This window comes from Pseudorhizobium flavum (genome assembly GCF_044142885.1).
In the GTDB taxonomy this organism is placed as follows: Bacteria; Pseudomonadota; Alphaproteobacteria; order Rhizobiales; family Rhizobiaceae; genus Neorhizobium; species Neorhizobium flavum.
Window position 1 is genome coordinate 516,283 of the sequence record NZ_JBIOKZ010000001.1, and the last position, 20,890, is coordinate 537,172.

The window sequence follows — 20,890 nt, forward strand, 5'->3', positions numbered from 1 at the left end:
TCAGGAAAGCGCCTCCGCAATCAACTCCTCGGCGGCTTCCTCCAGCACCGCATCCTGCGCCTCTCCCGGAACCGACTCCCGGCCGATCTCCAGCATGATGGGAACGGCGAGCGGCGAGACGTGGTCGAGATCGCGATGGGTGATGTGCCCCTTGATTCGCGCCAGCATATCGCCAAGCCGGCCGATGTCCAAAAGACCGGATGCCGCATCCCGCCGCGTCGCTTCGAGAAGGATATGATCCGGCTCATGGCTGCGCAGCACGTCGTAGATGAGGTCAGTCGATACCGTCACCTGCCGGCCCGTCTTTTCCTTCCCCGGGTGGCGCCGCTCGATCAATCCGGAAATCACGGCGCAATTGCGGAAGGTGCGCTTGAGCATGTAGCTCTCGTCGAGCCAGGCCTCGAGGTCATCGCCCAGCATGTCCTCGTCGAAGAGGTCGGTGAGGCTGATGCGCCCGTCGTCGATCATGCCGCCGATGTCGTTCAGCGCCCATACGGCGAGCGAATAGTCGGTGGCGACGAAGCCGAGCGGGCGGGCACCGAGACGTTCCAGCCTGCGGGTGAGCAGCATGCCGAGCGTCTGGTGCGCCAGCCGGCCCTCGAAGCAGTAGGCGATCATGAAGAAGCGCTTGCCACGGGGAAAGGTCTCGATCAGCAGTTCGTCCTTGCTCGGCAGCATGGACCTATCCTGCTGGATCTCGAGCCACTCACGCACCTGGTCGGGCAGGACTTTCCAGCGTCCCGGATCGGCCAACATGCCGCGCACCTGATCGGCGAGATAAGTGGAGAGAGGAAACTTCCCGCCAGCATAGGCGGGGATCTTCGGGTCCATGGAGAAGGCGTTGGAGACGAGGCACTCGTTCTCCCGGATGCCTTCGAAGCGCAGCACCTTGCCTGCAAAGAGGAAGGTGTCGCCCTGTACGAGCTGCTCCAGGAAATACTCCTCGACCTTGCCGAGCGACAGGCCGCCGCGGCCGAGCGTGCCCTTGGCGTTGCGCTTGACCAGGCGAACGTTGAGTTCGGTCGCTTCGACGATCGTGCCGAGGTTCAGCCGGTACTGCTGGGCGACCTGCGGGTTGGAGACACGCCAGCGTCCTTCCTGCGTCTTGCGTATCTTGGCGTAGCGTTCGTAGGAGCGGAGTGCATAACCACCGGTCGCAACGAAATCGACGGCACGCTCGAACATTTCCCAGGAAAGTCCGGCGTAAGGCGAGGCCGAGGTGATCTCTGCGTAGAGCTCCAGCGGATCGAAGGGCTCGGCGCAGGCCATGCCGAGGATGTGCTGGGCGAGCACGTCGAGCGCCCCCTCCCCCACCGGCGGCGTATCCTGAGCGCCGAGATAGTTGGCGTCGAGCGCGGCCTGGCATTCCATCACCTCAAAGCGGTTGGCGGGCACCAGGATCGCCTTCGACGGCTCGTCCATCCGGTGATTGGATCGGCCGATGCGCTGGGCAAGGCGGGAGGCCCCCTTCGGCGCACCGACATGGACGACGAGATCGACATCACCCCAGTCCAGGCCGAGATCGAGGGTGGAGGTCGCCACCACGGCGCGCAACTTGTTGGCGGCCATGGCAGCTTCGACCCGACGACGCTGTCCCGCGTCCAGCGAACCGTGATGGAGCGCAATCGGCAGGTTGTCTTCGTTGATCGTCCAGAGCTCCTGGAACAGGAGTTCCGCCTGGAAGCGGGTGTTGACGAAGATCAGCGTCGTCTTGTGGCGCTTGATCTCCTCGTAGACCTCCGGAATGGCGTAGGTGGAGACGTGGCCCGACCAGGGGATGCGCTTGTCGGTGTCCAGGATCGTGATGTCGGGGGCAGCGCCGCCCTGGACATGCACGAGACCGGCCGGTGGCGAAGGGCGTTCCCCCTGCGGTACCAGCCAGCGCTGCAGGTCCATGGGGTCGGCGACGGTCGCCGAGAGGCCAATCGTCTGCATCTGCGGCGCATGCCGGCGGATGCGGGCAAGCCCGAGCGAAAGCAGATGGCCGCGCTTCGACGTCACCAGCGAATGTAGCTCGTCGAGAACCACGTATTTCAGGTCCTTGAAGAAGCGCTCCGCCTCCTTGTTAGCGAGCAGCAGCGCCACCTGTTCCGGTGTTGTCAGCAGGATATCCGGCGGAGTCAGCTTCTGGCGCTGCCGCTTGGCCTGCGGCGTATCTCCGGTGCGGTTCTCGATGCTGACCGGCAGGCCCATCTCCGAGACGGGCTTCATCAGGTTGCGTTCTATATCGACGGCTAGCGCCTTCAACGGCGAGATATAGAGCGTATGGATGCCGGTGAAGGCGGAGCCGGGCGGAATCTCGCCACGGTTCGTCAGATCGGTGAGCGACGGTAGAAAGCCTGCGAGCGTCTTCCCGGCGCCGGTGGGCGCGATCAGCAGCATGTTCTCACCGGCCTGCGCCCTTGCCAGCAGCTCGAGCTGATGCGCACGCGGTGACCAGCCCTTCTCGGCGAACCATTTCAGGAAAGGCCGGGGCAGAGTTACGGCGTCACGGCCGGCGGATGGGGTTTCGACGAGGTCCACGGCGCTAGAAGATAAGCGCTGCCGCCGCGAAAAGAAGCCCCTTGACCACGGTCGGAATATCATGGATTTATTTTATCCACGATTAGGAGCGAGCATGAAACTGAGTGACGGGGTCGAACAGGCAATTCATTGCGCGACGATGCTGTCCGGCCTTTCGGAAGGCGGGGTACTCTCGGCCGCGGCGCTTGCCGAATTCCACGGGGTCTCGGTCAGCTATCTGCTGAAGCACATGCAGGCGCTGTCCGCCGCCGGAATCGTCGCAACCATGCCCGGCCCGAAGGGCGGTTACCGGCTGGCAAGACGACCGGAGGAAGTAACCCTGCTCGACATCGTGCTGGCCGTGGAGGGACCGGCACCGGCTTTCCGCTGTGCCGAAATCCGCCAACGCGGGCCGAACCCGCTGCCGGGGCGCTATTTCCGCAAGCCATGCGGCATAAACGCCGCCATGCTGAAGGCGGAAAAGGCCTATCGCGCCGAACTCGCCAAGGTGTCCATCGCCGACATCATGGCCGATCTTGAGGCAGGAGACGACGGGGGAATCGCCGCCCGTGGCTGTGCCTTTCTTGAACTGCACGAACGCAAACCGGCCCGCTGAATGCGGCCACACCGATGGAGATGACGATGAAGCCTCGCATGAATTTCGCCAAGGCCTCGCAGGAGGCATACAAGGCTGTGCTGGAACTCGAGAACTATGTCCAGAAATCCGGGCTCGAGCGCCGCTTCATCCATCTGATCAAGCTTCGCGCCTCGATCGTCAATCACTGCGCCTATTGCATCGACATGCACGTCAAGGAAAGCCGCCACGACGGGCTTTCCGAACAATGGATCAACCTGATGAGCGCCTGGGAGGAATCGCCGGTCTACGACGAGAAGGAGCGGGCCCTGCTGACCTGGGTGGATGCGGTGACACGAGTGGCCGACACCCATGTTCCGGAAAGCGCCTATAACGCCGTCAGGGACCATTTCACGGATGAGGAAATGATGAAGATCACGGTGGCGATCGGCGCAATCAATGTCTGGAACCGGCTCTGCGTCGGCTTCCGGGCGATGCATCCACTCGATCAGCCAGCCAAGGCTGCATAGGCAGCTCCGCCGACTATCGGCGCGAGAGTGCGGATCCGGCAGGCGCGATGGCGGTCGACTGCGTCTTGTGCCTGTCGGCCTCGTTGTGCCACTTGATGGCTTCCCGCGCCTCGACGCGAGCCTGCCGGCGATACTTGCCCTGTGTCCACCAGGTCGCGAGTGAGCCAATGAGCATGCCGAGGATCAGTGAAAGCATCAAAAAGAGAAAGAAGGGGGCCGTCAGCGACAGAACAGCGTCTTCAGGGCGAAACGGGTTCAGAGCGAGCGTGACGCTCTGACGATTGGCGACGGAAAGGACGATGAGAAGGATGCCGAGCGGCACCAGGATCACCAGCGTGACAATCTTCTTCAGCCTCGTCATGTCGTCCTGCCTCGTCTATGTCTGATAGTTTATGCCTCCGGAGGCAGAATAGGCGCCTTGCGGCGCCTTTCAAGTGCAGTCCCCGGAGCGAAGGCCGCGTCAATCCGCCTCTTCGCCCATGCCCGGGTTGAGGCGCTCACGCAGTTCCTTGCCGGTCTTGAAGAAAGGCACCCACTTCTCCTCGACGAAAACGGATTCGCCGGTGCGCGGATTGCGGCCGGAGCGCGAGGGGCGGTTCTTGACGGAAAAGGCGCCGAAGCCGCGCAGCTCTACGCGGTTTCCGGCGGCCAGCGCGTCGGTGATCTCGTCGAGGACCGCGTTCACGATGTTCTCGACATCGCGATGGTAGAGGTGCGGGTTACGCGCCGCAACGATCTGGACCAGTTCCGACTTGATCACGTTTGCCCCCTGAAAAATCTAGATTTAATCGTGGCCAACCTGCCAAACGGAGACAAGACCGTCAAGGAACAACTTCTCGCCCATCCAGGGCCGCATGCTGTCGAGGCCCAGCATCTTTCCGAGCCCCGTCAGCCGGACGAACTCGCTCATCGCCCGGGCGAACCAGAGGGAGGAACTGCTCCCGTCGTCCTTCCACTCGACCATCGGCAGGTCTTCGCTGACGCCCTTGCCGGCGAGATAGGCGCGGATCTCATCCTCGCCGCCGAGGGTATCGATCAGCTTGGCCTGCAGCGCCTGCCGGCCAGTGAAGATGGAACCGTCCGAAAGCCGCAGCGCCTCGTCGCGCGGAAGGTTGCGGCGCTCCGCAACCAGATCCACGAACCAGTCGTAGCTGTCCATGATCATCGAGCGGATCATCTGCCGCGCTTCCTCGCTCGGAGGATGGAAGGGCGAAGGTTCTGCCTTCAGCGGCGAGGACTTGATCTCCTCCAGCGAGATGCCGAGGTTGTCCATCATCTCGGCAATCTGCGGATACTGGAAGATGACGCCGATCGAGCCGGTGATCGAGCTTTCGCCTGCGACGATCGCGTCGCCAGCAGTGGCGATCATGTAGCCGGCGGAGGCGGCAAGCGTGCGGATGTCGGAGACGACCGGCTTCTTTTCGGCCACCGCGCGGATCGCCTTGAAGATCCGCTCTCCGCCATAGGTCGTTCCGCCCGGCGACGAAATGGAAACCACGAGTGCCTTGACGCTGTCACTTTCGGCGATCCTGTCCAGCCGCTCCAGGAGTTCCGTGTCGTCCTGGATCATGCCGGTGATCTTGACCTGGGCGACGTGCGGCGTGGCACGGCCGCCCTCGCCGGCGCTCATGCGGTAGACCGCGAATCCGAGCCCGATGATGACCAGAAGAGTGAGGACCCGCCAGAAGGTGAGCTTCCGCCTCAGCCGCCGACGATCTGCAATTGCCGATTGATCCATTGGATTTCCCTGCTGCCGATGCACGCTCGATACGTAAGCGCTGCGCCACCGACTATCACGATTTAATGTTGGCTGTTATTGTTTGTTGATCCATAAAAACCATATTGGCGCGAAATACGAAATCCGTGCTGGCCGCAAGCGCGACTCTGAAAACATGCGGAATGTGAGGAACAGACCCAGCCAATGCTGCAGAGAATGCTCAAAGCACCAGGACCGGCCAGCATGGGCCGGGCGGAGGTCGACGCCTACCAGGCGGCAGTCGCCCATTCCGCACGCGTGCGCAAGCTCCGCATCTGGCTTCCGATCGGCGCGGTTGTCATCTCGGCGATCTTCATCTCCGTCTCGGTGATCCGGGCCTACCTTCCCGAGAACCTCTCGGTCGAGAGCGCCCGCATCGAAGACGGCAAGATCGTCATGGAACGGCCGGCGATTGCTGGGCGCAACGACGACGGCATCAGCTATTCGATGACGGCGGTGCGGGCGCTGCAGGATATCGCCAACCCGAACATGATTACGCTCGAGGACGTGAAGGCCGCGGTTCCGTTGAACGTCAATACGATCGCGCGTGTCGTCGCGACGGAAGGCATCTTCGACCGCGGGACCGACCGCATGGAACTGACGGCCCCATTCGACGTCAATCTCAGCAACGGGACCACGGCGAAGTTCCAGTCGGCGCAACTCGACGTTGTCGCGGGGACGCTGAATACCGACGACCCGGTGTCAATCGACACCGAGCAGGCGTCCATTGTTGCACAGTCGCTCAAGATAACGGATAAGGGGCGAACCATCACATTCGCGGGACAGGTTCGGGTCAAGATCGAAGCCGCCGCCATCCGCAACCGAGGCAGTTAGAGCCGGCACCATGACCGTTCGTCGACGTTCCCAGACATCCGTTTCCATGATCGTGGGTGGCTTGCTTGCGCTTGCGGCCGTCTGTCCGGCCTTCGCCCAGGCGACGACCAGCCAGATGGATGGGATGCGGCTTTCCAATGACGAACCCATCCAGATCGAGAGCGACCAGCTCGAGATCAAGGAGCAGGAGAAGAAGGCCTACTTCACCGGCAACGTGAAGGTCGTCCAAGGGGCAACGACGATGCGCGCCGGCAAGATGACCGTGCTCTATACCGGTGATGGCGCCTCCATGACCGGTGGCAATGCGGATATCGAGAAGATCTATCTGGACAACAAGGTCCTGCTCAACTCCGGGACACAGCAGGCGACCGCCGACAAGGGCGAGTTCGACATGCCCTCCCAGACCTTCATCCTGACAGGCGACCAAGTCGTGCTCTCCGAGGGACCGAACGTCTTCAAGGGCTGCAAGCTCACCGTCTACATGGAGACCGGCGAAGCACGGCTGGATGCCTGCGGCGGACGCGTCGAGATCCTGCTCGATCCGAAGTCGCGGCAGCAGCAGTAACGACGGAAGCAGTGTGAAACTTCCCCTCCTATCAAGACTGGCGGCGCGCAGGCCGTCCCCTCGCCAGCCGTTCGCGGTGAAGGACAAGACGCGCTACGAAGGCACGCTGGTCGCCCACGGGCTTTCCAAGACCTATGATACGCGCCGGGTCGTCAACGGAGTATCACTCGTGGTTCGGCGCGGCGAGGCCGTGGGGCTGCTGGGCCCGAACGGTGCCGGCAAGACGACATGCTTCTACATGATCACCGGCCTCGTGCCGGTCGACGAGGGCATGATCGCAATCGATGGCAACGAGGTGACCACGATGCCCATGTATCGGCGCGCGCGCCTGGGCGTCGGCTATCTGCCGCAGGAGGCGTCGATCTTCCGGGGCCTGACGGTCGAGCAGAATATTCGCGCGGTCCTCGAGGTTCACGAGCCGAGCAAGGAGAAGCGCGAGCGAAAGCTGGACGAGTTGCTGGAGGAGTTCCATATCGGCCACCTGCGGAAATCGGCCGCCGTTGCGCTCTCCGGCGGCGAAAGACGGCGCCTCGAGATCGCACGGGCGCTTGCGACCGATCCAGCCTTCATGCTGCTGGACGAACCCTTCGCCGGCGTCGACCCGATTTCCGTCTCCGATATCCAGAACCTCGTTCGCCACCTGACCGCCCGCGGCATCGGGGTCCTGATCACCGACCACAACGTCCGGGAAACACTCGGCCTCATCGACCGTGCCTATATCATCCATGCGGGCGAGGTGCTGACGCACGGCCGGGCCGAGGATATCGTTAACAATCCCGATGTCCGCCGCCTCTACCTGGGCGACAAGTTCACGCTCTGAGGCGCAAACTGTCGCGGTCGATGCGGACCGCTTGACCAAATCATTCAAAAAAGCAATTTTTGGGCCAAGTCGATATCCGGACGCCGGAATGTTGACCGCTAGGGAGTTTGCGTCCGCATGGCCTTGTCCGCCAGCCTTCTTCTGCGCCAGAGCCAGTCACTGGTCATGACGCCGCAATTGCTGCAGTCCATTCAACTGCTGCAGATGACGCATCTGGAACTCAACCAGTTCATCGCGGCTGAAATCGAAAAGAACCCGCTTCTCGATCTCGCTTCTCCGGAGACGGATGACGCCAGCGAACCGCGATCGGCGGAACAGTCGGCGCCGCGCGGCGAGCAGGATGGAGCGGACGACGGCAGGTCGTCAAACTTAGACGCCTCCGATGACTGGTACGAAAGCCGGCCCGAGGTCGCTGCGGCGCGATTGCAGGAAATCGATCAGGGCTTCGAGAACGTCTTCCCGGATGACAGACCTGCGGCGAAGGCCGATGTACCCGAACTGCTCGGCCAGTGGAAATCAATGACGGGAGCGCAGTCCGGCGACGACTACGACCTGGAGGATTTCGCCGCCGCTCCGATGACGCTTGCTGAGCACCTGGGTCAGCAGGTTCCGTTCCTGCTGAAGAGCGCGACCGAGCTCCTGATTGCGGAACATCTCATCGACGCCGTCGATCAGGCGGGATATTTTGCCGGGTCCACCGCGGACATTGCCGAGCGCCTGGGCGTGGACCGGCAACAGGCGGAAGCCGTGCTGACGGCGCTGCAGACGCTCGATCCGCCCGGCGTGATGGCGCGGTCACTGCGCGAATGCTTGGCGATCCAGTTGAAGCAGCGCGATCGTCTCGATCCTGCCATGAAGCTGCTTGTCGACAATCTCGATTTGCTCGCCCGCCGAGATTTCACCTCGCTCCGCCGGCTTTGCGGTGTCAGTGAGGAAGACCTTCTCGACATGCTGGCGGAGATCCGCACGCTGAACCCGAAGCCCGGCGACAGCTTCGAGCGACACGCCGCCGAACCCGTTGCACCCGACGTTGTCGTTCGACCCGGCTCGACCGGAGGCTGGATGGTCGAACTTAATCCGGACACCCTACCCCGCGTACTGGTCAACCGGCAGTACTTCCAGTCGGTCTCGAAATCTTGCGCCAAGCACGGACAAGAGCAGGACTTCCTCGCCGAATGCCTGCAGAGTGCGAACTGGCTGACCCGTAGCCTCGACCAGCGAGCAAAGACCATCCTGAAGGTGGCAACGGAAATCGTGCGGCAGCAGGACGCCTTCCTCGTGCATGGCGTGGACCACCTGCGACCGCTCACCCTCAAGGCGGTCGCAGAGGCGATCAAGATGCACGAGTCCACAGTCAGCCGGGTGACCTCGAACAAATACATGCTGACGCCGAGAGGCATGTTCGAGCTGAAGTATTTCTTCTCCGTATCGATAGGCTCCAGCGAGGATGGCGGTGATGCCCATTCCGCGGAGGCTGTGCGCCACCGCATCCGGGCGCTGATCGATCAGGAGAGCGCCGATGCCATTCTCTCGGACGACGACATCGTGATTTCCCTCAAGAAGGGTGGCGTCGACCTCGCACGGCGCACCGTCGCCAAGTACAGGGAGGCGATGAACATTCCCTCCTCAGTACAGCGGCGGCGCGAAAAGCGGGCAATGGCGAGGCTGGCTGCCGTCTAGGCAGATCACCGGACGATGTAGCGGTCCGTGCGATGGTTGATCGCCAGCGTAAGATTCAGGGTCGCAGCTGCCACGATGGAGCAGACGATCACGAAGGGTGTGGCGACGAAGAAGGAGAGCGCCAGAACCAGAAGGTCGAGCGCCAGTTGCACGAACCCTGCCCTCCACCCGGCACGCTCCTGCAGGTAGAGAGCGAGTATGCCGAAGCCGCCGAGCGACGCCCGATGGCGAAACAGCGCCAGCATCCCCGTCCCGATCAGAAGACCGCCGAACAAGGCCGCGACCACGGGATGCAGGGTCTCGAAGGTGATGAAGGCCGGCAGCACTTCCGTGAGAACCGAGGTGAGGGCAACCGCCGAGAACGTCTTGACCGTGAAGGCGAGGCCCAGCCGACGATAGGCAAGCCAGTAGAAGGGAAGGTTGAGTGCGAAGAAGACGAGGCCGAAGCTCAGGCCCGTGGAATAGCGCATGAGGAAGCCGAGCCCGGCCGTGCCGCCGATCAGCAGTTGCGCCGACGCGAGCATGGTGACGCCGAGGGCCGCCAGCATCGAACCGGCTGCGATCCCCTGAATGTCTTCCGCTATCGAGTGGCGATCGGAGGCCGATGCCCAGAACCCCACCGGTGTCTTCTGCCCGTCAGCATTTGCCATCAGCGCACCACGATATACCGGTCGGAGCGATGGTTGATCGCCAGGAAGACGTTGAGCACCACCGCACCAAGGATCGACCATGCCACGGTTGCAGGGGAAACGACAGCAAAGGCACAGATCATGACGCAGAGATCGAAGGCGAGTTGCACCAGCCCGGCCTGAATGCCGAAACGATCCTGAATGTAGATCGCCAGGATCCCGACCCCACCGAGCGAGGCCCGGTGCCTGTAAAGGGCGAGCAGTCCGTATCCCAGGAGGAGCCCGCCTAGCATGGCTGCCCAGCCGGGATGGAGGTATTCGATCAGCAGGAAGCGATGTTCGATCTCCGTGACCACCGAGGCGAGGCCGATGGCGATGAAGGTCTTCAGCGAGAAGCCGAGGCCGAGACGCCGGAAGGAGAGATAATAGAACGGCAGGTTCACGATGAAGAACAGCAGTCCGAAGGAGATGCCGAACGCATAGTGAAGCAGGAAGGCTACCCCCGCCGTACCTCCCGTCAGCAGGCCGACGTGATTGAGCAGATAGAAGCCGAGGCCGGCGACGAGGGCGCCGGTGGCCAAGCCCTGGCTATCCTCCAGCAGCGTATGCTGCGAAGGGTCTGCGCTGTAGAAGCCGAGGCTTCGCCTCTGTGCCTGCTTCCCCTGAGCCAATCCTGAACCTCTGAACGTATATATACTGCAATGCAATAAATCGTCAGCGCACCTTGTTCAACGGCTGCCGCGGTGAACACCGCAAAACGAAAGAATATGTTGGCTCTTCACTGCTTCTGCGACAGAAACAGCATGCCACCCACCGGCTTGCCGCGGTCGTGACGAAGGTCGATCCGCTGGACGTCAAGCAGGCGGAGATGATGGAGGTCCAGAAGCTGCCGGATGTAGTCTTTCGAATGCGCATAGCGAAGCGAGTCGCGCAGCACGAACCCTTCATCGACGCCGGCATCTTCGATCGAGAAGGCAAAGAGGCCGGCCGGAGCAAGCAGATCCGTCACGAGCGGAAAGACCGTCTGGAGCGAGCCCAGATAGATGAGGACATCGGCCGCCATGACGAGATCGGCGCGGTGACGGGCGAGAACATCCGAAAAGAGTGTCGTCCGGTCCGACGGGAGGCTGATATCCGCCTGGGCGAGGTGGTCGTAAATGTCCTTCTGCCGCGCCTTCTCGATCATGTTGAGGGACAAATCGAAGCCCTCCAGACGCTTGGTCATCGGGCGAGCCTCAAGGCCCATCAGGCCGGTGCCGCAGCCAAGGTCCACGGCCAGCCGATAGGGCGCCGCAGGCATCAACATCTCCGCAAGCCTGGCCGGGACGCTGTAACCGAGCTTTTCCACGAGAGCGGTCTCAAAGCGATCCGCATACCCATCGAACAGGCTTTCGACATAGCGGCTGGGCGGATGTTCAGGAACCTCCTCGGCCCCCAGAAGTGCCAGCTTCAGGCGTGCGCCGAAGATATCCTGCGGCTCGATCGCGAGGACCTTCCGGAAGGCCTCCACCGCATGTTCGACGAGGCTCGCCTTCTCCCGGTACTCACCAAGACGAAACCAGCCAGCAGCCCAGGCAGGTACCAGTTCGACAGCCTGCTCCACCAGTTCGAGCGCTGCCTGCAGATCGCCACCGTCGAATAGCATCCGGGCATAGTCCATGCGCCGATCTGCGATGGCATCACCGGAAGAAAACTGGACGGGGGGCATGGGTGCTCCTGGAGGGGTGCGGGTTATTGGCCGAAGTCACAAAAAAACTCAAGTTCTATTTGAAGGGGCGGCATCGGGCGGTGGAGAACGGGCTTGCGACGGGCGTCAATGCCGCCTATTCCTGCCGCCAAACGGAGACTGAAAGCATGTCGGACGGGGTCAACCGGCTTCTCGGCGATACGCCGGGGCGCACGATCGTTAAACTCATCGTCGTATCGCTCATCGTGGGTTTCGTGATGGCCATATTCGGCGTCGACCCGTGGGATATCGTCTACGGAATCCGCAATTTCGTCCTCGACCTCTGGTATCAGGGCTTCCATGCGCTCGGGCGCGTCGGCGACTATCTGATCCTCGGCGCCACGATCGTCATCCCGGCCTTCATCATCCTGCGGCTCCTCAGCTACAGGCGCTGACATGACACTGGAAAATTCCCTTCCGAGACGGGGCTTCCTAGTGCTGGCGGGCTGCGGCCTCCTCGCAACCGGATGCTCCAGCGTTCTGAAACCCGACTCAGTCGCCGGCGTCGAGGACGAGACGGATGCGGCCCTGCCGCTGGTCAACCGCGTGCGCGGCCAGCAGGGGCTTCCGGCACTGTCGGCCAAGGCGCCTGCGCGCGCCGCCGCCGCCGAGCAGGCCGCGCGAATGGCGAAGGCCGAGCAGATGACGCACCTGATCGGCATGGGCGACAGCTTCGCCACCCGGATGAAGCGCCGCAACGTGCCGCTTCCTGCTGCAGAGAACATCGCGAGCGGCCAGAGGTCGGTGGATGACGCTGTGCAGGCCTGGATCGACTCCCAGCGTCACCTGAAGAACATGCTGGGCTCCTTCAGCGGCGTCGGCGTCGCCGTCGCACAATCCCCCGCATCCCGGCCCTATTGGGCGATGGTGTTGTCGGCCTGATGGAGCCGGCCTCCAAGTCCCAGCATGTCGTGTCTCGGCCCTTCGAAGTCACGCATGGGCTGGTGCTTTCGATCGCAGTGCCGATGACGCTCGGTTTCCTGACCACGCCGCTGCTCGGGCTGACCGATACCGCAGTCGTCGGCCGCCTTGGCCAGGCTGAAGCGCTGGCCGGCCTCGCGATCGGCGCGATCCTCTTCGATCTCATCTATGGCAGCCTCAGCTTCTTCCGGACCGCGACGACGGGACTGGCCGCACAGGCGTTCGGACGCGCCGACGAGCGCGAACTGCAGGCGGTGTTCTGGCGGGCCACACTCAGCGCGCTTGGGCTCGGCGCCCTGATGCTGGCGTTTGCGCCGGTTATCCTCTGGGCAGCGCCCGACCTGATGACGGACGATCGGTCGGTTCAAGCGGTCGTCCGGGACTATTTCGCCATCCGCGTCATCTCCAGCCCGGCGACCTTTCTCAACTACGCCATCCTCGGCTTCGTCTTCGGCCGGGGGCAGCCGAAGTTCGGCCTGGCGCTGCAGATCCTGTTGAACGGTACGAACATCCTGCTTTCGATCATCCTGGGCCTGTGGCTTGGCTGGGGCGTTGCGGGGGTGGCATGGGGAACGGCTGCGGCCGAAGTGCTGGCGGCCGCCGTCGGCCTGGCGCTGGTGGTACCCCGGTTTTCGCCTGGTTCGCGGCCGACCAGGGCAGACCTCCTCGACCGGTACAAGCTGAAGCAGCTCTTCCAGCTCAATGCCGACATCCTGATCCGCTCGCTGGTCCTCAACGGCGCGTTCGCGCTCCTGACGAAGGTCGGTTCAAGCTTCGGGGCGGTGACGCTCGCCGCCAACGCCGTGCTGATGAACATCTTCATGCTCTCGTCATTCTTCCTGGACGGGCTCGCGGGCGCTGCAGAGCAACTGTCCGGGCGGGCCGTCGGCGCTAATTATCGCCCGTCGTTCAACCGTGCCATCAAGCTCACGGCCGTCTGGTCCTTCGCCATGGCAGGCGTCCTTGCTGCCTTCTTCCTGCTGTTCGGCCAGCCGATCATCCAGCTGCTGACGACATCGCCGGAGGTGCGGGAAATCGCAATCGCCTATCTTCCCTGGGCCGCGATGACCGGCCTTGCCGGAGCACTCGCCTTCCAGATGGACGGGGTCTTCATCGGTGCCACCTGGTCGCGGGAGATGCGCAACATGATGCTGATGTCATTCGCCGCCTATTGTGTGGCCCTGCTGACGCTGGTGCCGGCCTATGCCAATCACGGCCTGTGGGCGGCACTCAACCTGTTCCTGCTGATGCGAGGGGTGTTTCTCGCCGCCATGGTGCCGCGCAAGACGGCTCAGAGCTTCATCGCCGCCCAGTGATCCACGCGCCTATCGCGCAGGTCGCGGATGGAGCCGGCCCCGTCACGATCGAGCAGGTCGGACAGGCCGCGCAGGATGCGAGCCGGCAGGGCGGGACCTTCGTAGATCATGCAGGAATAGAGCTGCACAAGGTCCGCACCGGCACGGATTTTCTCCATGGCATCTTCGGCACTTCCGACGCCCCCGACCCCTACCAGCGGGAGTGCTGCTCCGACGCGCTGCCGCATCTTGGCGAGGACCGCCGTGGACAGGCGAAAGAGCGGGGCGCCCGACAGCCCGCCTGATTCCGCAGCATGGCGACGGTCGGTCAGGCCGTCGCGGGAAAGGGTCGTGTTGGAGATGATCAGCCCGTCAAGATCGTGAGCGAGGGCTTCGGCCGCAACATCATCGAGCCCTTCCTCGGTCAGATCGGGAGCGATCTTCAGGAATACGGGCAGCGAGCGACCGACCCTGGATGCTTCTTCCCCGCGGGCCGCAAGCACGGCTTCCAGCAGCGCCTTCAGGCTGTCGCGGGCCTGCAGGTCGCGCAGGCCGGGCGTGTTGGGCGAGGAAATGTTGACCGTGAAATAGCTTGCGACCGGATAGAAGCGCCTGATGCCGGCGACATAGTCCGCCACGCGATCGGCACTGTCCTTGTTGGCGCCGATATTAACGCCGACAATGCCGGCTGAGCCCTTGCGTGCGGACAAGCGCGCAAAGGCCGCCTCATGCCCCTCGTTGTTGAAGCCGAGCCGGTTGATCACCGCCCGGTCGCCAGCGAGGCGGAAGATACGCGGCTTGTCGTTGCCGGCCTGGGGCTTCGGCGTCACGGTCCCGACTTCCGCAAAACCGAAGCCGAGCTTCAACAGCGCGTCCGGCACTTCGGCATTCTTGTCGTAGCCGGCGGCCATGCCAAGCGGATTGGGGAGGCCTATTCCGGCAACCGTCACGGCAAGGCGCGGGTCATCCGGAACGCGACAGGAGGGCACGACACCGCTTTTCAGCGCCGCGATCGACATGCCGTGGGCCGTTTCCGGATCAAGAAGGAAGAGAGCCTGACGCGCCAGGTCGGTAACGGGGCCGAACATCAGGCGACCTCCTCCGGAAAGATATGCAGCCCATCGTCGCCGACCGGCAGGGAGCGTTCCCACAGTACGGCATCCATCGGAAGCCGGGCGTAGAGGTGCGGGAAAAGATCACCACCGCGGGAGGGCTCGAACTTCAGCGCGTCCCCTAGAGCTTCGCCATCGATGGCGACGAGCAGGAGGTCGCTCATGCCGGCAAAATGACGCCGGGCGGTTTCGCGGCATTGCGAGGCCGTGGAGAAATGGATGAAGCCGTCCTGCAGATCGACGGGTGCGCCTTCAAAAACGCCTGTTTGCCTGGCTTGCTGCCAAAGCGCTCGCGGAACGATCTTATAGACGATAGTGTTCATGGGCGGCTTTCGGAAACGCGTCGATTGCTGACCGGCGGTTTGCCGCAAAGAGACCGGCTTGTCCACCGCAGGAAAGGGAAGCGAAATGAAAAGACTATTCTGGATCCTTCTGCCCCTGGCCCTGCCCGCATACACCTATGCCCAGGACGCGGACCCATCGCGCTTCGAGCTGGAGCGAACCGAGAGCGGCTTCATCCGGCTCGACAGGGAAACCGGTGCGGTCTCGCTCTGCCGCGAGGCGGAGGGTAACCTCGTCTGCCGGATGGCGGCGGACGAGCGGGCCGCTTACGAAAAGGAACTCGACCTGCTCGGCGATCGGGTTACCGCGCTGGAGAAGCGGCTTGACGCCCAGCCCTCACAGAACGCCCTGCCGGGAGAGGCCGAGATCGAGCAGAGCCTTTCCATCATGGAGCGCTTCATGCGGCGCTTCATGGAGATCATCGAGGAGTTCACGACGGAGCGGGACAATGCCGAGTCGGCGCCCCAGAGGACCTGAGCCCCGCACCCAGATTCTCCACCACAAGAAGAGGGCTATTGTTTCCGGAGCCCGGCCCGCGTAAACTCTATGCAAATATGCGACTATGCTCTTGGGAGGGGGCGTGGAATGCAGACACTGACGATCCTCATAGCCGACGACCATCCGCTCTTCCGGGGCGCGCTGAAGCAGGCGGTCCACGACCTCGGCGAGGAGCGCCTGATCATCGAGGCCGGGGACTTCGAGGCAGCCCGCAAGGCCGCACGCGACAATCCCGAGGCGGATGTGATGCTTCTCGACCTCGCCATGCCGGGCGTGAGCGGCTTTTCCGGGCTGATGTCGCTGCGGGCAGAGTTTCCGGCACTGCCGATCGTCATCGTATCGGCGACCGACGATGGAAACACGATCCGGCGGGCGCTCGAACTGGGCGCCTCGGGCTTCATCTCCAAGTCCTCCGGCCTCGACGACATTCGTGCCGGCATCAATGCGGTGCTGGAGGGCGACATATGGGCACCCGACGTTCCGCTCCCGGTCTCGGACGAGGATCCGGGCGTGAGCGAACTGCTCGAGCGGTTAAGGACGCTGACCCCGCAGCAGAGCCGCGTGCTGGCCATGCTGGGAGAAGGCCTCCTCAACAAGCAGATCGCCTATGAACTCGGCGTGTCGGAGGCGACGATCAAGGCGCATGTCTCCGCCATTCTCCTGAAGCTCAATGTCGACAGCCGGACCCAGGCAGTGATCAAGCTCAGCAGGATCAACATGCCGATGGTGGCATAGGGCAGGATTTTATTCCTTCCTTCCCTTTACCCGCGACTTCCGTTTCGCTAATCTGTTTCGAGTGGCCGTATGGCTGCCTGCGCCGTGATGTGCTCCGAAAAGGCATCCCGGTGCGCCATGCCTTTGGATGGCGAGACGGTTCGGGGGCGCAAGGCCCACGACGATCCGCCGGAGTATGTATCGTCATGCTGTCACACGACACGATCTGGGGTGCGATCGATGCACTCGCCGCCCGTCACAAGCTGACGCCTTCGGGGCTGGCGCGCCGGGCAGGCCTGGATCCGACATCGTTCAACAAGTCCAAACGACTGGGGCCTGACGGGCGGCTGCGCTGGCCTTCGACCGAGTCGATCGCCAAGGTGCTGGAGGCCACGGGCGCCACGATCGATCAGTTTCTCAGTTCACTGCCGGGCCAGACACGATCCGACGTGCCGACAGGAAGCTTTCCGCCGCAGGCCGGTTCGATCCCTCTGCTCGGCTTCGCGCAGGCTGGCGCCGGCGGCTTCTTCGACGATGGCGGCTTCCCGGCCGGCCAGGGCTGGGACGTGGTGGATTTTCCTGCCTCCCCTTCGCGGAAGGCCGGCGTCTACGCTCTGGAGGTCCAGGGCGATTCCATGGTGCCGCTCTACCGCGACGGGGACGTGCTGATCGTCGAACCCGGCGCGCAGGTTCGCCGCGGAGACCGCGTCGTGGTGAAGACCCGGGATGGCGAGGTGATGGCCAAGGTGCTGCTGCGGCAGACCCCGCGCAGCATCGAGCTTACCTCGCTCAATCCCGACCATCCGAACCGGACCTTCGACATGGCGGAGATCGAATGGGTGGCCAGGATCACTTGGGCAAGCCAGTAGGAATATACTCCGGCAGTCAATAAAGCCCGTGCGGGAAGTAGCGCAGGTAGATGTCCTGCAGGCGGCCGTTGCGGGAGAGCGTTGCCAGCGCGTGATCGAAGGCATCCCGCAGGGTGTCGTCGTCCTTCTTCAGCATCACCGTCACTCCTTCCCCCAGGAAGGTCTCCGAGAAGTAGGGTCCGCCATAGAGGCGGCAGCAGTTTGCGGAGGCCTCGCCGGCAATCCAGAAGGGCAGCCTCAGACCGTCGGAGAAGACGGCGGCGACCTTGTTATCCTTCAAGGCGTCGAGCAGCGCATTCTGGTCGGTGAACAGCACGGGAATAGCGCGCGGGAAGAAGGCCTTGAGCATGGCTTCATGGGCCGATCCGTTCACCACGCCGACGGTCCGCGCGGCCAGCGCGTTCTCGTCCAGTTCCCCCAGATCGCGGTCAGCATGGCGGGCGAAGCGCGCCGGGATCATCAGATAGGGACGCGAGAAGGAGAATGACTCGCGGCGTTCCGCCGTCACCGCCACCCCCGCCATGACCGCATCGCCGTTACCGTTCGCCAACGCCTCTTCCAGTTCCTCGAAGGGCAGCGCCTGAATCTGGCAGCGGCTTTCGATCTTCAGTTCGAGACAGATTTCACGAGCAAGATCGATGTTGAAGCCGGTAAGGCGGCCGGTCTGATCGGCAAAATTGAAGGGCGGAAAATCCGCGGTCGTCAGGATTCTCAGCCGCAGCAGGTTAGAGAGATCCGGGCGCGGCAGGCGTTCGCGCGCATCGAAGAGCACCGGAAGCTCCGTATCCTGCGCCGCCGCCTCGTGCGCGGGGGCAGGGGCGAGGCCACACCCCAGGACAACCCAAAGGAGAAATATCCCCTGCCTTCTGAGGGATGTAAGCAATGCGGGCATGTCTATGATCCATTTCGGGACAGGGCGGCAGGACGGTGTAACAGAGTCATGCGTCTGGGGGAATATTCGCAAGCGCCTTCGCTTCGGGGCGGAGACGCCGGCCATGACGGCCGGGTGCCGGAGACGGCGGCGCAACAGGATCTTGACGCGGCGCCGGCGCCAGCCGGTGAAGCGGCAGCACTGCAGTCCCTCGGGTTCTCCAAGCCACTGGTGGAAGCCATTGCCGCCAAGGCCCGACACCACGGCACCAGCCTTGAGCAGGAACTCCTCCACCATCCGGGCATAGAGGAACACGCCTATTATGGCGCGATGGCGCGGTTCCTGCGTCTCCCCTTCCTCGAGAGGATCGACAGCGCGATCGTCGTCGACAGCGAGCATGCCGACACCCAATTGCGTCGCCCGACGATGATCCGCCTGCAGCATCAACGGCAGGCCCCGCAGATGGCGGTGATCCCCCGAGCGGCACGCCTCGGCGATCTCGCAGCGACCCTCGCGAACCGGCCATCGCTGCGAGATGGGCTGGTCGTGACCACACCAACTGCCCTGCGCACGGCGGTATGGGAGGCGGGAGCGCTCAGGAGGGTTCGTCACACGATCGGAGAGCTGTTCGACCAGCGGCAGGACCTTTCGGCGCGGATCGTCCTGATGGGAGGACAGGGTTTTGTCGCCGGACTGCTGACCGCGACGCTGGTCGCCTGCGCCCTCGCAGTGCCGGGATTGTTCTTCTCGCTCCTCCATCCGGCGCTTTCCTATCTCTACCTCTTGGGGCTCATCCTGAGGATCATGGCGCTTCTGCACCACAGGCAGAGACACGAAACTCAGGTGCACGACGTCACCGGTCCCCTGCCCTGCTACACCATCCTGGTCGCCCTCTACCGGGAGGCGGCCATCGCCCGGCAGTTGGTGGACGGCCTGAAGCGGATCGACTGGCCGTCTCCGCTGCTCGACATCAAGCTCGTCTGTGAGGCCGATGATCGGGAAACGATCGACGCGTTACGAGCCCAGATGCTTCCGGCGAACTTCGAGATCGTTGAGGTTCCACCGGCTGCACCACGCACCAAGCCGAAGGCGCTCACCTATGCTCTGAACGGTGTCCGTGGCGATTACCTGGTGATCTACGACGCTGAGGACCGCCCGCACCCTGGCCAGTTGCGCGAAGCCTATTGTCGCTTCTGCGAGCTTCCCGCAGAAGTCGCCTGCCTGCAGGCACCGCTCGTGATCAGCAATGCGAAAGCGTCGTGGATCAGTGCGCTTTTCGCGCTCGAATACTCGGCCCTCTTTCGCGCCCTCCTGCCATGGCTTGCCAATCACCGCATGCCCATTCCGCTCGGTGGGACTTCCAATCACTTCCGGGTCGCGGCATTGCGAGAGGTCGGCGGATGGGACCCGTTCAATGTGACCGAGGATGCCGATCTCGGGCTGCGGCTGTTTCGCCTGGGCTATCGCGCCGATGTGCTTCAACGACCGACGCAGGAGGATGCGCCGACCACGCGTGCGGTGTGGATGGGGCAGCGGACGCGCTGGTTCAAGGGCTGGGTGCAGACCTGGCTGGTGTTGATGCGCCAGCCGGGCAGGCTCGCTGCACAGATGGGCCTGCGCAACGTCCTCATCTTCCAGCTGCTGATCGGCGGCATGCTCCTGTCATCCCTCCTTCATCCGCTGATCTTCGTCTTCCTGGTCGAGGGAGTGTTTGCCATGCTGGCGGCGCCCGCAGATGCCATCCCCGCCCGGGTGCTGATGCTCTTCGTGGTCGATGCGGTCAACATCTTCGGCAGCTACCTGATCTTCGTCACGCTCGGCATCAAGGCGATGACCGATGACGAGCAGCGACAGATCGGAATGCGCTGGACAGGGGTTCCGCTCTACTGGCTGCTGACCTCCATCGCCTCGTGGAAAGCGGTCATGGAATTGCGGGCGAAACCCTTCTTCTGGCAGAAGACACCACACCAGCCGAGCAGTTGAGACCCTCGGAGAAGCCGCGTCAGTTGCAGATGTCCTACGTCGTGCACGCCACCCCAGGCATTACACAGTCTCCGGCTAACGCCTTGAGACACGCGCCGGTCCTATTGGAAAAGCGTTCGGCAAGCCTCGCCTGCATCCCGTGTGAGGGCGAGAATGGTGAGGAAGTCCCCGGCCAGCGGTGAAGGCGACTTGTCGATGTCCAGCACATCGGCCTGACCTGCCTCCGTGGTGACATAGGCGCCTCGCCGCCCGGCCTTTTCGTTCAGTGCGTAGAAGGTCCCATCGATGTAGGCAAGAAGCGGCCCGGACAGGCCAATGCAAAAGAGCTCGATTTCCTTGACCTCGGGGTAACGCTCCGCCATGCGAAGGGCGGTCGCTTCGCCGATTTCCGCGTCCGTGACGTCCGTGAACCTTTCGAAGCGTCCATTGGCATAGGGAAAGCCAAAGCTTTCAACCACTACGGCTCCAGCGCTGGCAGCGCCACTGGCGAGGAGCAAATAAGCCGCCAGGGTGACGCCGGCACGCGTTCTGTTCATTTGCACTCCTATTCAACCCGGCATGCGGCCACGCTTACACATCAGGGTGGAAGTAGTGGTCATGGCGCCCATTATCAATGGAGCCCAGTCTGCACGTATCCGCAGGACACCAAGCCGACATCGGGCCAACGCC

24 protein-coding genes are annotated in these 20,890 nt (G+C 63.2%); 13 read left to right on the forward strand and 11 right to left on the reverse strand.

The annotated features are described in order from the left end of the window. Positions 1-2,523 (reverse strand): ligase-associated DNA damage response DEXH box helicase, encoded by a 2,523-nt coding sequence (locus tag ACEPP2_RS02380; protein ID WP_395515674.1) that lies wholly within the window; start codon positions 2,521-2,523, stop codon positions 1-3. Between the two features lie 94 nt (positions 2,524-2,617). Between ACEPP2_RS02380 and ACEPP2_RS02385 the strand changes: the two genes are divergently transcribed. Then, positions 2,618-3,118 carry an RrF2 family transcriptional regulator gene (locus ACEPP2_RS02385; protein WP_281978102.1) on the forward strand — a complete coding sequence of 167 codons (501 nt, stop codon included), beginning with the start codon at positions 2,618-2,620 and terminating at the stop codon, positions 3,116-3,118. Between the two features lie 26 nt (positions 3,119-3,144). Continuing rightward, a complete protein-coding gene (locus tag ACEPP2_RS02390; RefSeq protein ID WP_152341118.1) occupies positions 3,145-3,606 on the forward strand; it encodes a carboxymuconolactone decarboxylase family protein in 462 nt (153 codons plus the stop codon). 13 nt (positions 3,607-3,619) lie between these two features. On the opposite strand, the gene ACEPP2_RS02395 is transcribed toward ACEPP2_RS02390, so the two are convergent. From ACEPP2_RS02395 to sppA, 3 genes are all read right to left on the reverse strand, one after another. After that, complete coding sequence (locus tag ACEPP2_RS02395; RefSeq protein ID WP_395515675.1) at positions 3,620-3,967, reverse strand: LapA family protein; 348 nt, start codon at positions 3,965-3,967, stop codon at positions 3,620-3,622. A gap of 99 nt (positions 3,968-4,066) precedes the next feature. After that, the gene (locus ACEPP2_RS02400) at positions 4,067-4,366 is read right to left on the reverse strand and encodes an integration host factor subunit beta (RefSeq protein WP_281978103.1); all 300 of its coding nucleotides are present in this window, start codon (positions 4,364-4,366) and stop codon (positions 4,067-4,069) included. A gap of 24 nt (positions 4,367-4,390) precedes the next feature. After that, entirely contained in the window at positions 4,391-5,344 is a 954-nt protein-coding gene (gene sppA / locus ACEPP2_RS02405) for a signal peptide peptidase SppA (protein ID WP_395515676.1), read from the reverse strand. 183 nt (positions 5,345-5,527) lie between these two features. Here sppA and lptC point away from each other — a divergent pair, with 183 nt between their 5' ends. The 4 genes from lptC to rpoN all read left to right on the forward strand — a co-directional run bounded on the left by lptC (position 5,528) and on the right by rpoN (position 9,261). After that, complete coding sequence (gene lptC / locus ACEPP2_RS02410; protein WP_281978105.1) at positions 5,528-6,196, forward strand: LPS export ABC transporter periplasmic protein LptC; 669 nt, start codon at positions 5,528-5,530, stop codon at positions 6,194-6,196. Between the two features lie 46 nt (positions 6,197-6,242). Beyond that, a complete protein-coding gene (locus tag ACEPP2_RS02415; protein WP_281978226.1) occupies positions 6,243-6,761 on the forward strand; it encodes an LptA/OstA family protein in 519 nt (172 codons plus the stop codon). 37 nt (positions 6,762-6,798) lie between these two features. After that, positions 6,799-7,581: an LPS export ABC transporter ATP-binding protein gene (lptB, locus tag ACEPP2_RS02420; RefSeq protein WP_281978227.1), complete on the forward strand. Its 783-nt coding sequence runs from the start codon at positions 6,799-6,801 to the stop codon at positions 7,579-7,581. A gap of 117 nt (positions 7,582-7,698) precedes the next feature. Beyond that, positions 7,699-9,261: an RNA polymerase factor sigma-54 gene (gene rpoN / locus ACEPP2_RS02425; protein WP_281978106.1), complete on the forward strand. Its 1,563-nt coding sequence runs from the start codon at positions 7,699-7,701 to the stop codon at positions 9,259-9,261. A 5-nt stretch (positions 9,262-9,266) separates the two neighbouring features. Here rpoN and ACEPP2_RS02430 read toward each other — a convergent pair whose 3' ends face one another. From ACEPP2_RS02430 to ACEPP2_RS02440, 3 genes are all read right to left on the reverse strand, one after another. Next, on the reverse strand, positions 9,267-9,911 hold the full coding sequence (locus ACEPP2_RS02430) for a YitT family protein (RefSeq protein ID WP_395515677.1): 645 nt from the start codon (positions 9,909-9,911) through the stop codon (positions 9,267-9,269). Continuing rightward, positions 9,911-10,561, reverse strand: coding sequence for a YitT family protein (locus tag ACEPP2_RS02435; RefSeq protein ID WP_395515678.1), 651 nt, complete (start codon positions 10,559-10,561; stop codon positions 9,911-9,913). The genes ACEPP2_RS02430 and ACEPP2_RS02435 overlap by 1 nt, the downstream gene beginning before the upstream one ends. Before the next feature lie 107 nt (positions 10,562-10,668). Beyond that, the gene (locus ACEPP2_RS02440; RefSeq protein WP_395515679.1) at positions 10,669-11,598 is read right to left on the reverse strand and encodes a class I SAM-dependent DNA methyltransferase; all 930 of its coding nucleotides are present in this window, start codon (positions 11,596-11,598) and stop codon (positions 10,669-10,671) included. A gap of 146 nt (positions 11,599-11,744) precedes the next feature. On the opposite strand from ACEPP2_RS02440, the gene ACEPP2_RS02445 reads away from it, so the two are divergent. From ACEPP2_RS02445 to ACEPP2_RS02455, 3 genes are read left to right on the forward strand one after another with little or no spacing between them, the layout of a single operon-like run. Beyond that, positions 11,745-12,011, forward strand: a complete 267-nt coding sequence (locus tag ACEPP2_RS02445) for a DUF6460 domain-containing protein (protein ID WP_052641623.1) — start codon at positions 11,745-11,747, stop codon at positions 12,009-12,011. A gap of 1 nt (position 12,012) precedes the next feature. Further along, complete coding sequence (locus ACEPP2_RS02450; protein ID WP_395515680.1) at positions 12,013-12,498, forward strand: CAP domain-containing protein; 486 nt, start codon at positions 12,013-12,015, stop codon at positions 12,496-12,498. Beyond that, complete coding sequence (locus tag ACEPP2_RS02455; RefSeq protein ID WP_395515681.1) at positions 12,498-13,853, forward strand: MATE family efflux transporter; 1,356 nt, start codon at positions 12,498-12,500, stop codon at positions 13,851-13,853. The genes ACEPP2_RS02450 and ACEPP2_RS02455 overlap by 1 nt, the downstream gene beginning before the upstream one ends. Here the strand turns inward: ACEPP2_RS02455 and ACEPP2_RS02460 are convergent. Together ACEPP2_RS02460 and ACEPP2_RS02465 are read right to left on the reverse strand one after the other, a co-directional pair. Beyond that, positions 13,829-14,920, reverse strand: coding sequence for a quinone-dependent dihydroorotate dehydrogenase (locus ACEPP2_RS02460; RefSeq protein WP_395515682.1), 1,092 nt, complete (start codon positions 14,918-14,920; stop codon positions 13,829-13,831). The genes ACEPP2_RS02455 and ACEPP2_RS02460 overlap by 25 nt on opposite strands. After that, positions 14,920-15,333, reverse strand: a complete 414-nt coding sequence (locus ACEPP2_RS02465) for a DUF952 domain-containing protein (RefSeq protein WP_395515683.1) — start codon at positions 15,331-15,333, stop codon at positions 14,920-14,922. The genes ACEPP2_RS02460 and ACEPP2_RS02465 overlap by 1 nt, the downstream gene beginning before the upstream one ends. Positions 15,334-15,352: 19 nt before the next feature. On the opposite strand from ACEPP2_RS02465, the gene ACEPP2_RS02470 reads away from it, so the two are divergent. From ACEPP2_RS02470 to ACEPP2_RS02480, 3 genes are all read left to right on the forward strand, one after another. Further along, positions 15,353-15,763 (forward strand): hypothetical protein, encoded by a 411-nt coding sequence (locus ACEPP2_RS02470; protein ID WP_395515684.1) that lies wholly within the window; start codon positions 15,353-15,355, stop codon positions 15,761-15,763. A 108-nt stretch (positions 15,764-15,871) separates the two neighbouring features. Then, positions 15,872-16,519 carry a response regulator transcription factor gene (locus ACEPP2_RS02475; protein WP_395515685.1) on the forward strand — a complete coding sequence of 216 codons (648 nt, stop codon included), beginning with the start codon at positions 15,872-15,874 and terminating at the stop codon, positions 16,517-16,519. Between the two features lie 185 nt (positions 16,520-16,704). Further along, a complete protein-coding gene (locus ACEPP2_RS02480) occupies positions 16,705-17,367 on the forward strand; it encodes a S24 family peptidase (protein WP_395515686.1) in 663 nt (220 codons plus the stop codon). Between the two features lie 16 nt (positions 17,368-17,383). On the opposite strand, the gene ACEPP2_RS02485 is transcribed toward ACEPP2_RS02480, so the two are convergent. Continuing rightward, positions 17,384-18,259, reverse strand: a complete 876-nt coding sequence (locus tag ACEPP2_RS02485) for a transporter substrate-binding domain-containing protein (protein ID WP_395515687.1) — start codon at positions 18,257-18,259, stop codon at positions 17,384-17,386. 48 nt (positions 18,260-18,307) lie between these two features. On the opposite strand from ACEPP2_RS02485, the gene ACEPP2_RS02490 reads away from it, so the two are divergent. Continuing rightward, entirely contained in the window at positions 18,308-20,221 is a 1,914-nt protein-coding gene (locus ACEPP2_RS02490; protein WP_395515688.1) for a glycosyltransferase family 2 protein, read from the forward strand. A gap of 101 nt (positions 20,222-20,322) precedes the next feature. On the opposite strand, the gene ACEPP2_RS02495 is transcribed toward ACEPP2_RS02490, so the two are convergent. Further along, positions 20,323-20,757 (reverse strand): hypothetical protein, encoded by a 435-nt coding sequence (locus ACEPP2_RS02495; RefSeq protein ID WP_152341132.1) that lies wholly within the window; start codon positions 20,755-20,757, stop codon positions 20,323-20,325. Between the last annotated feature and the right edge of the window lie 133 nt (positions 20,758-20,890).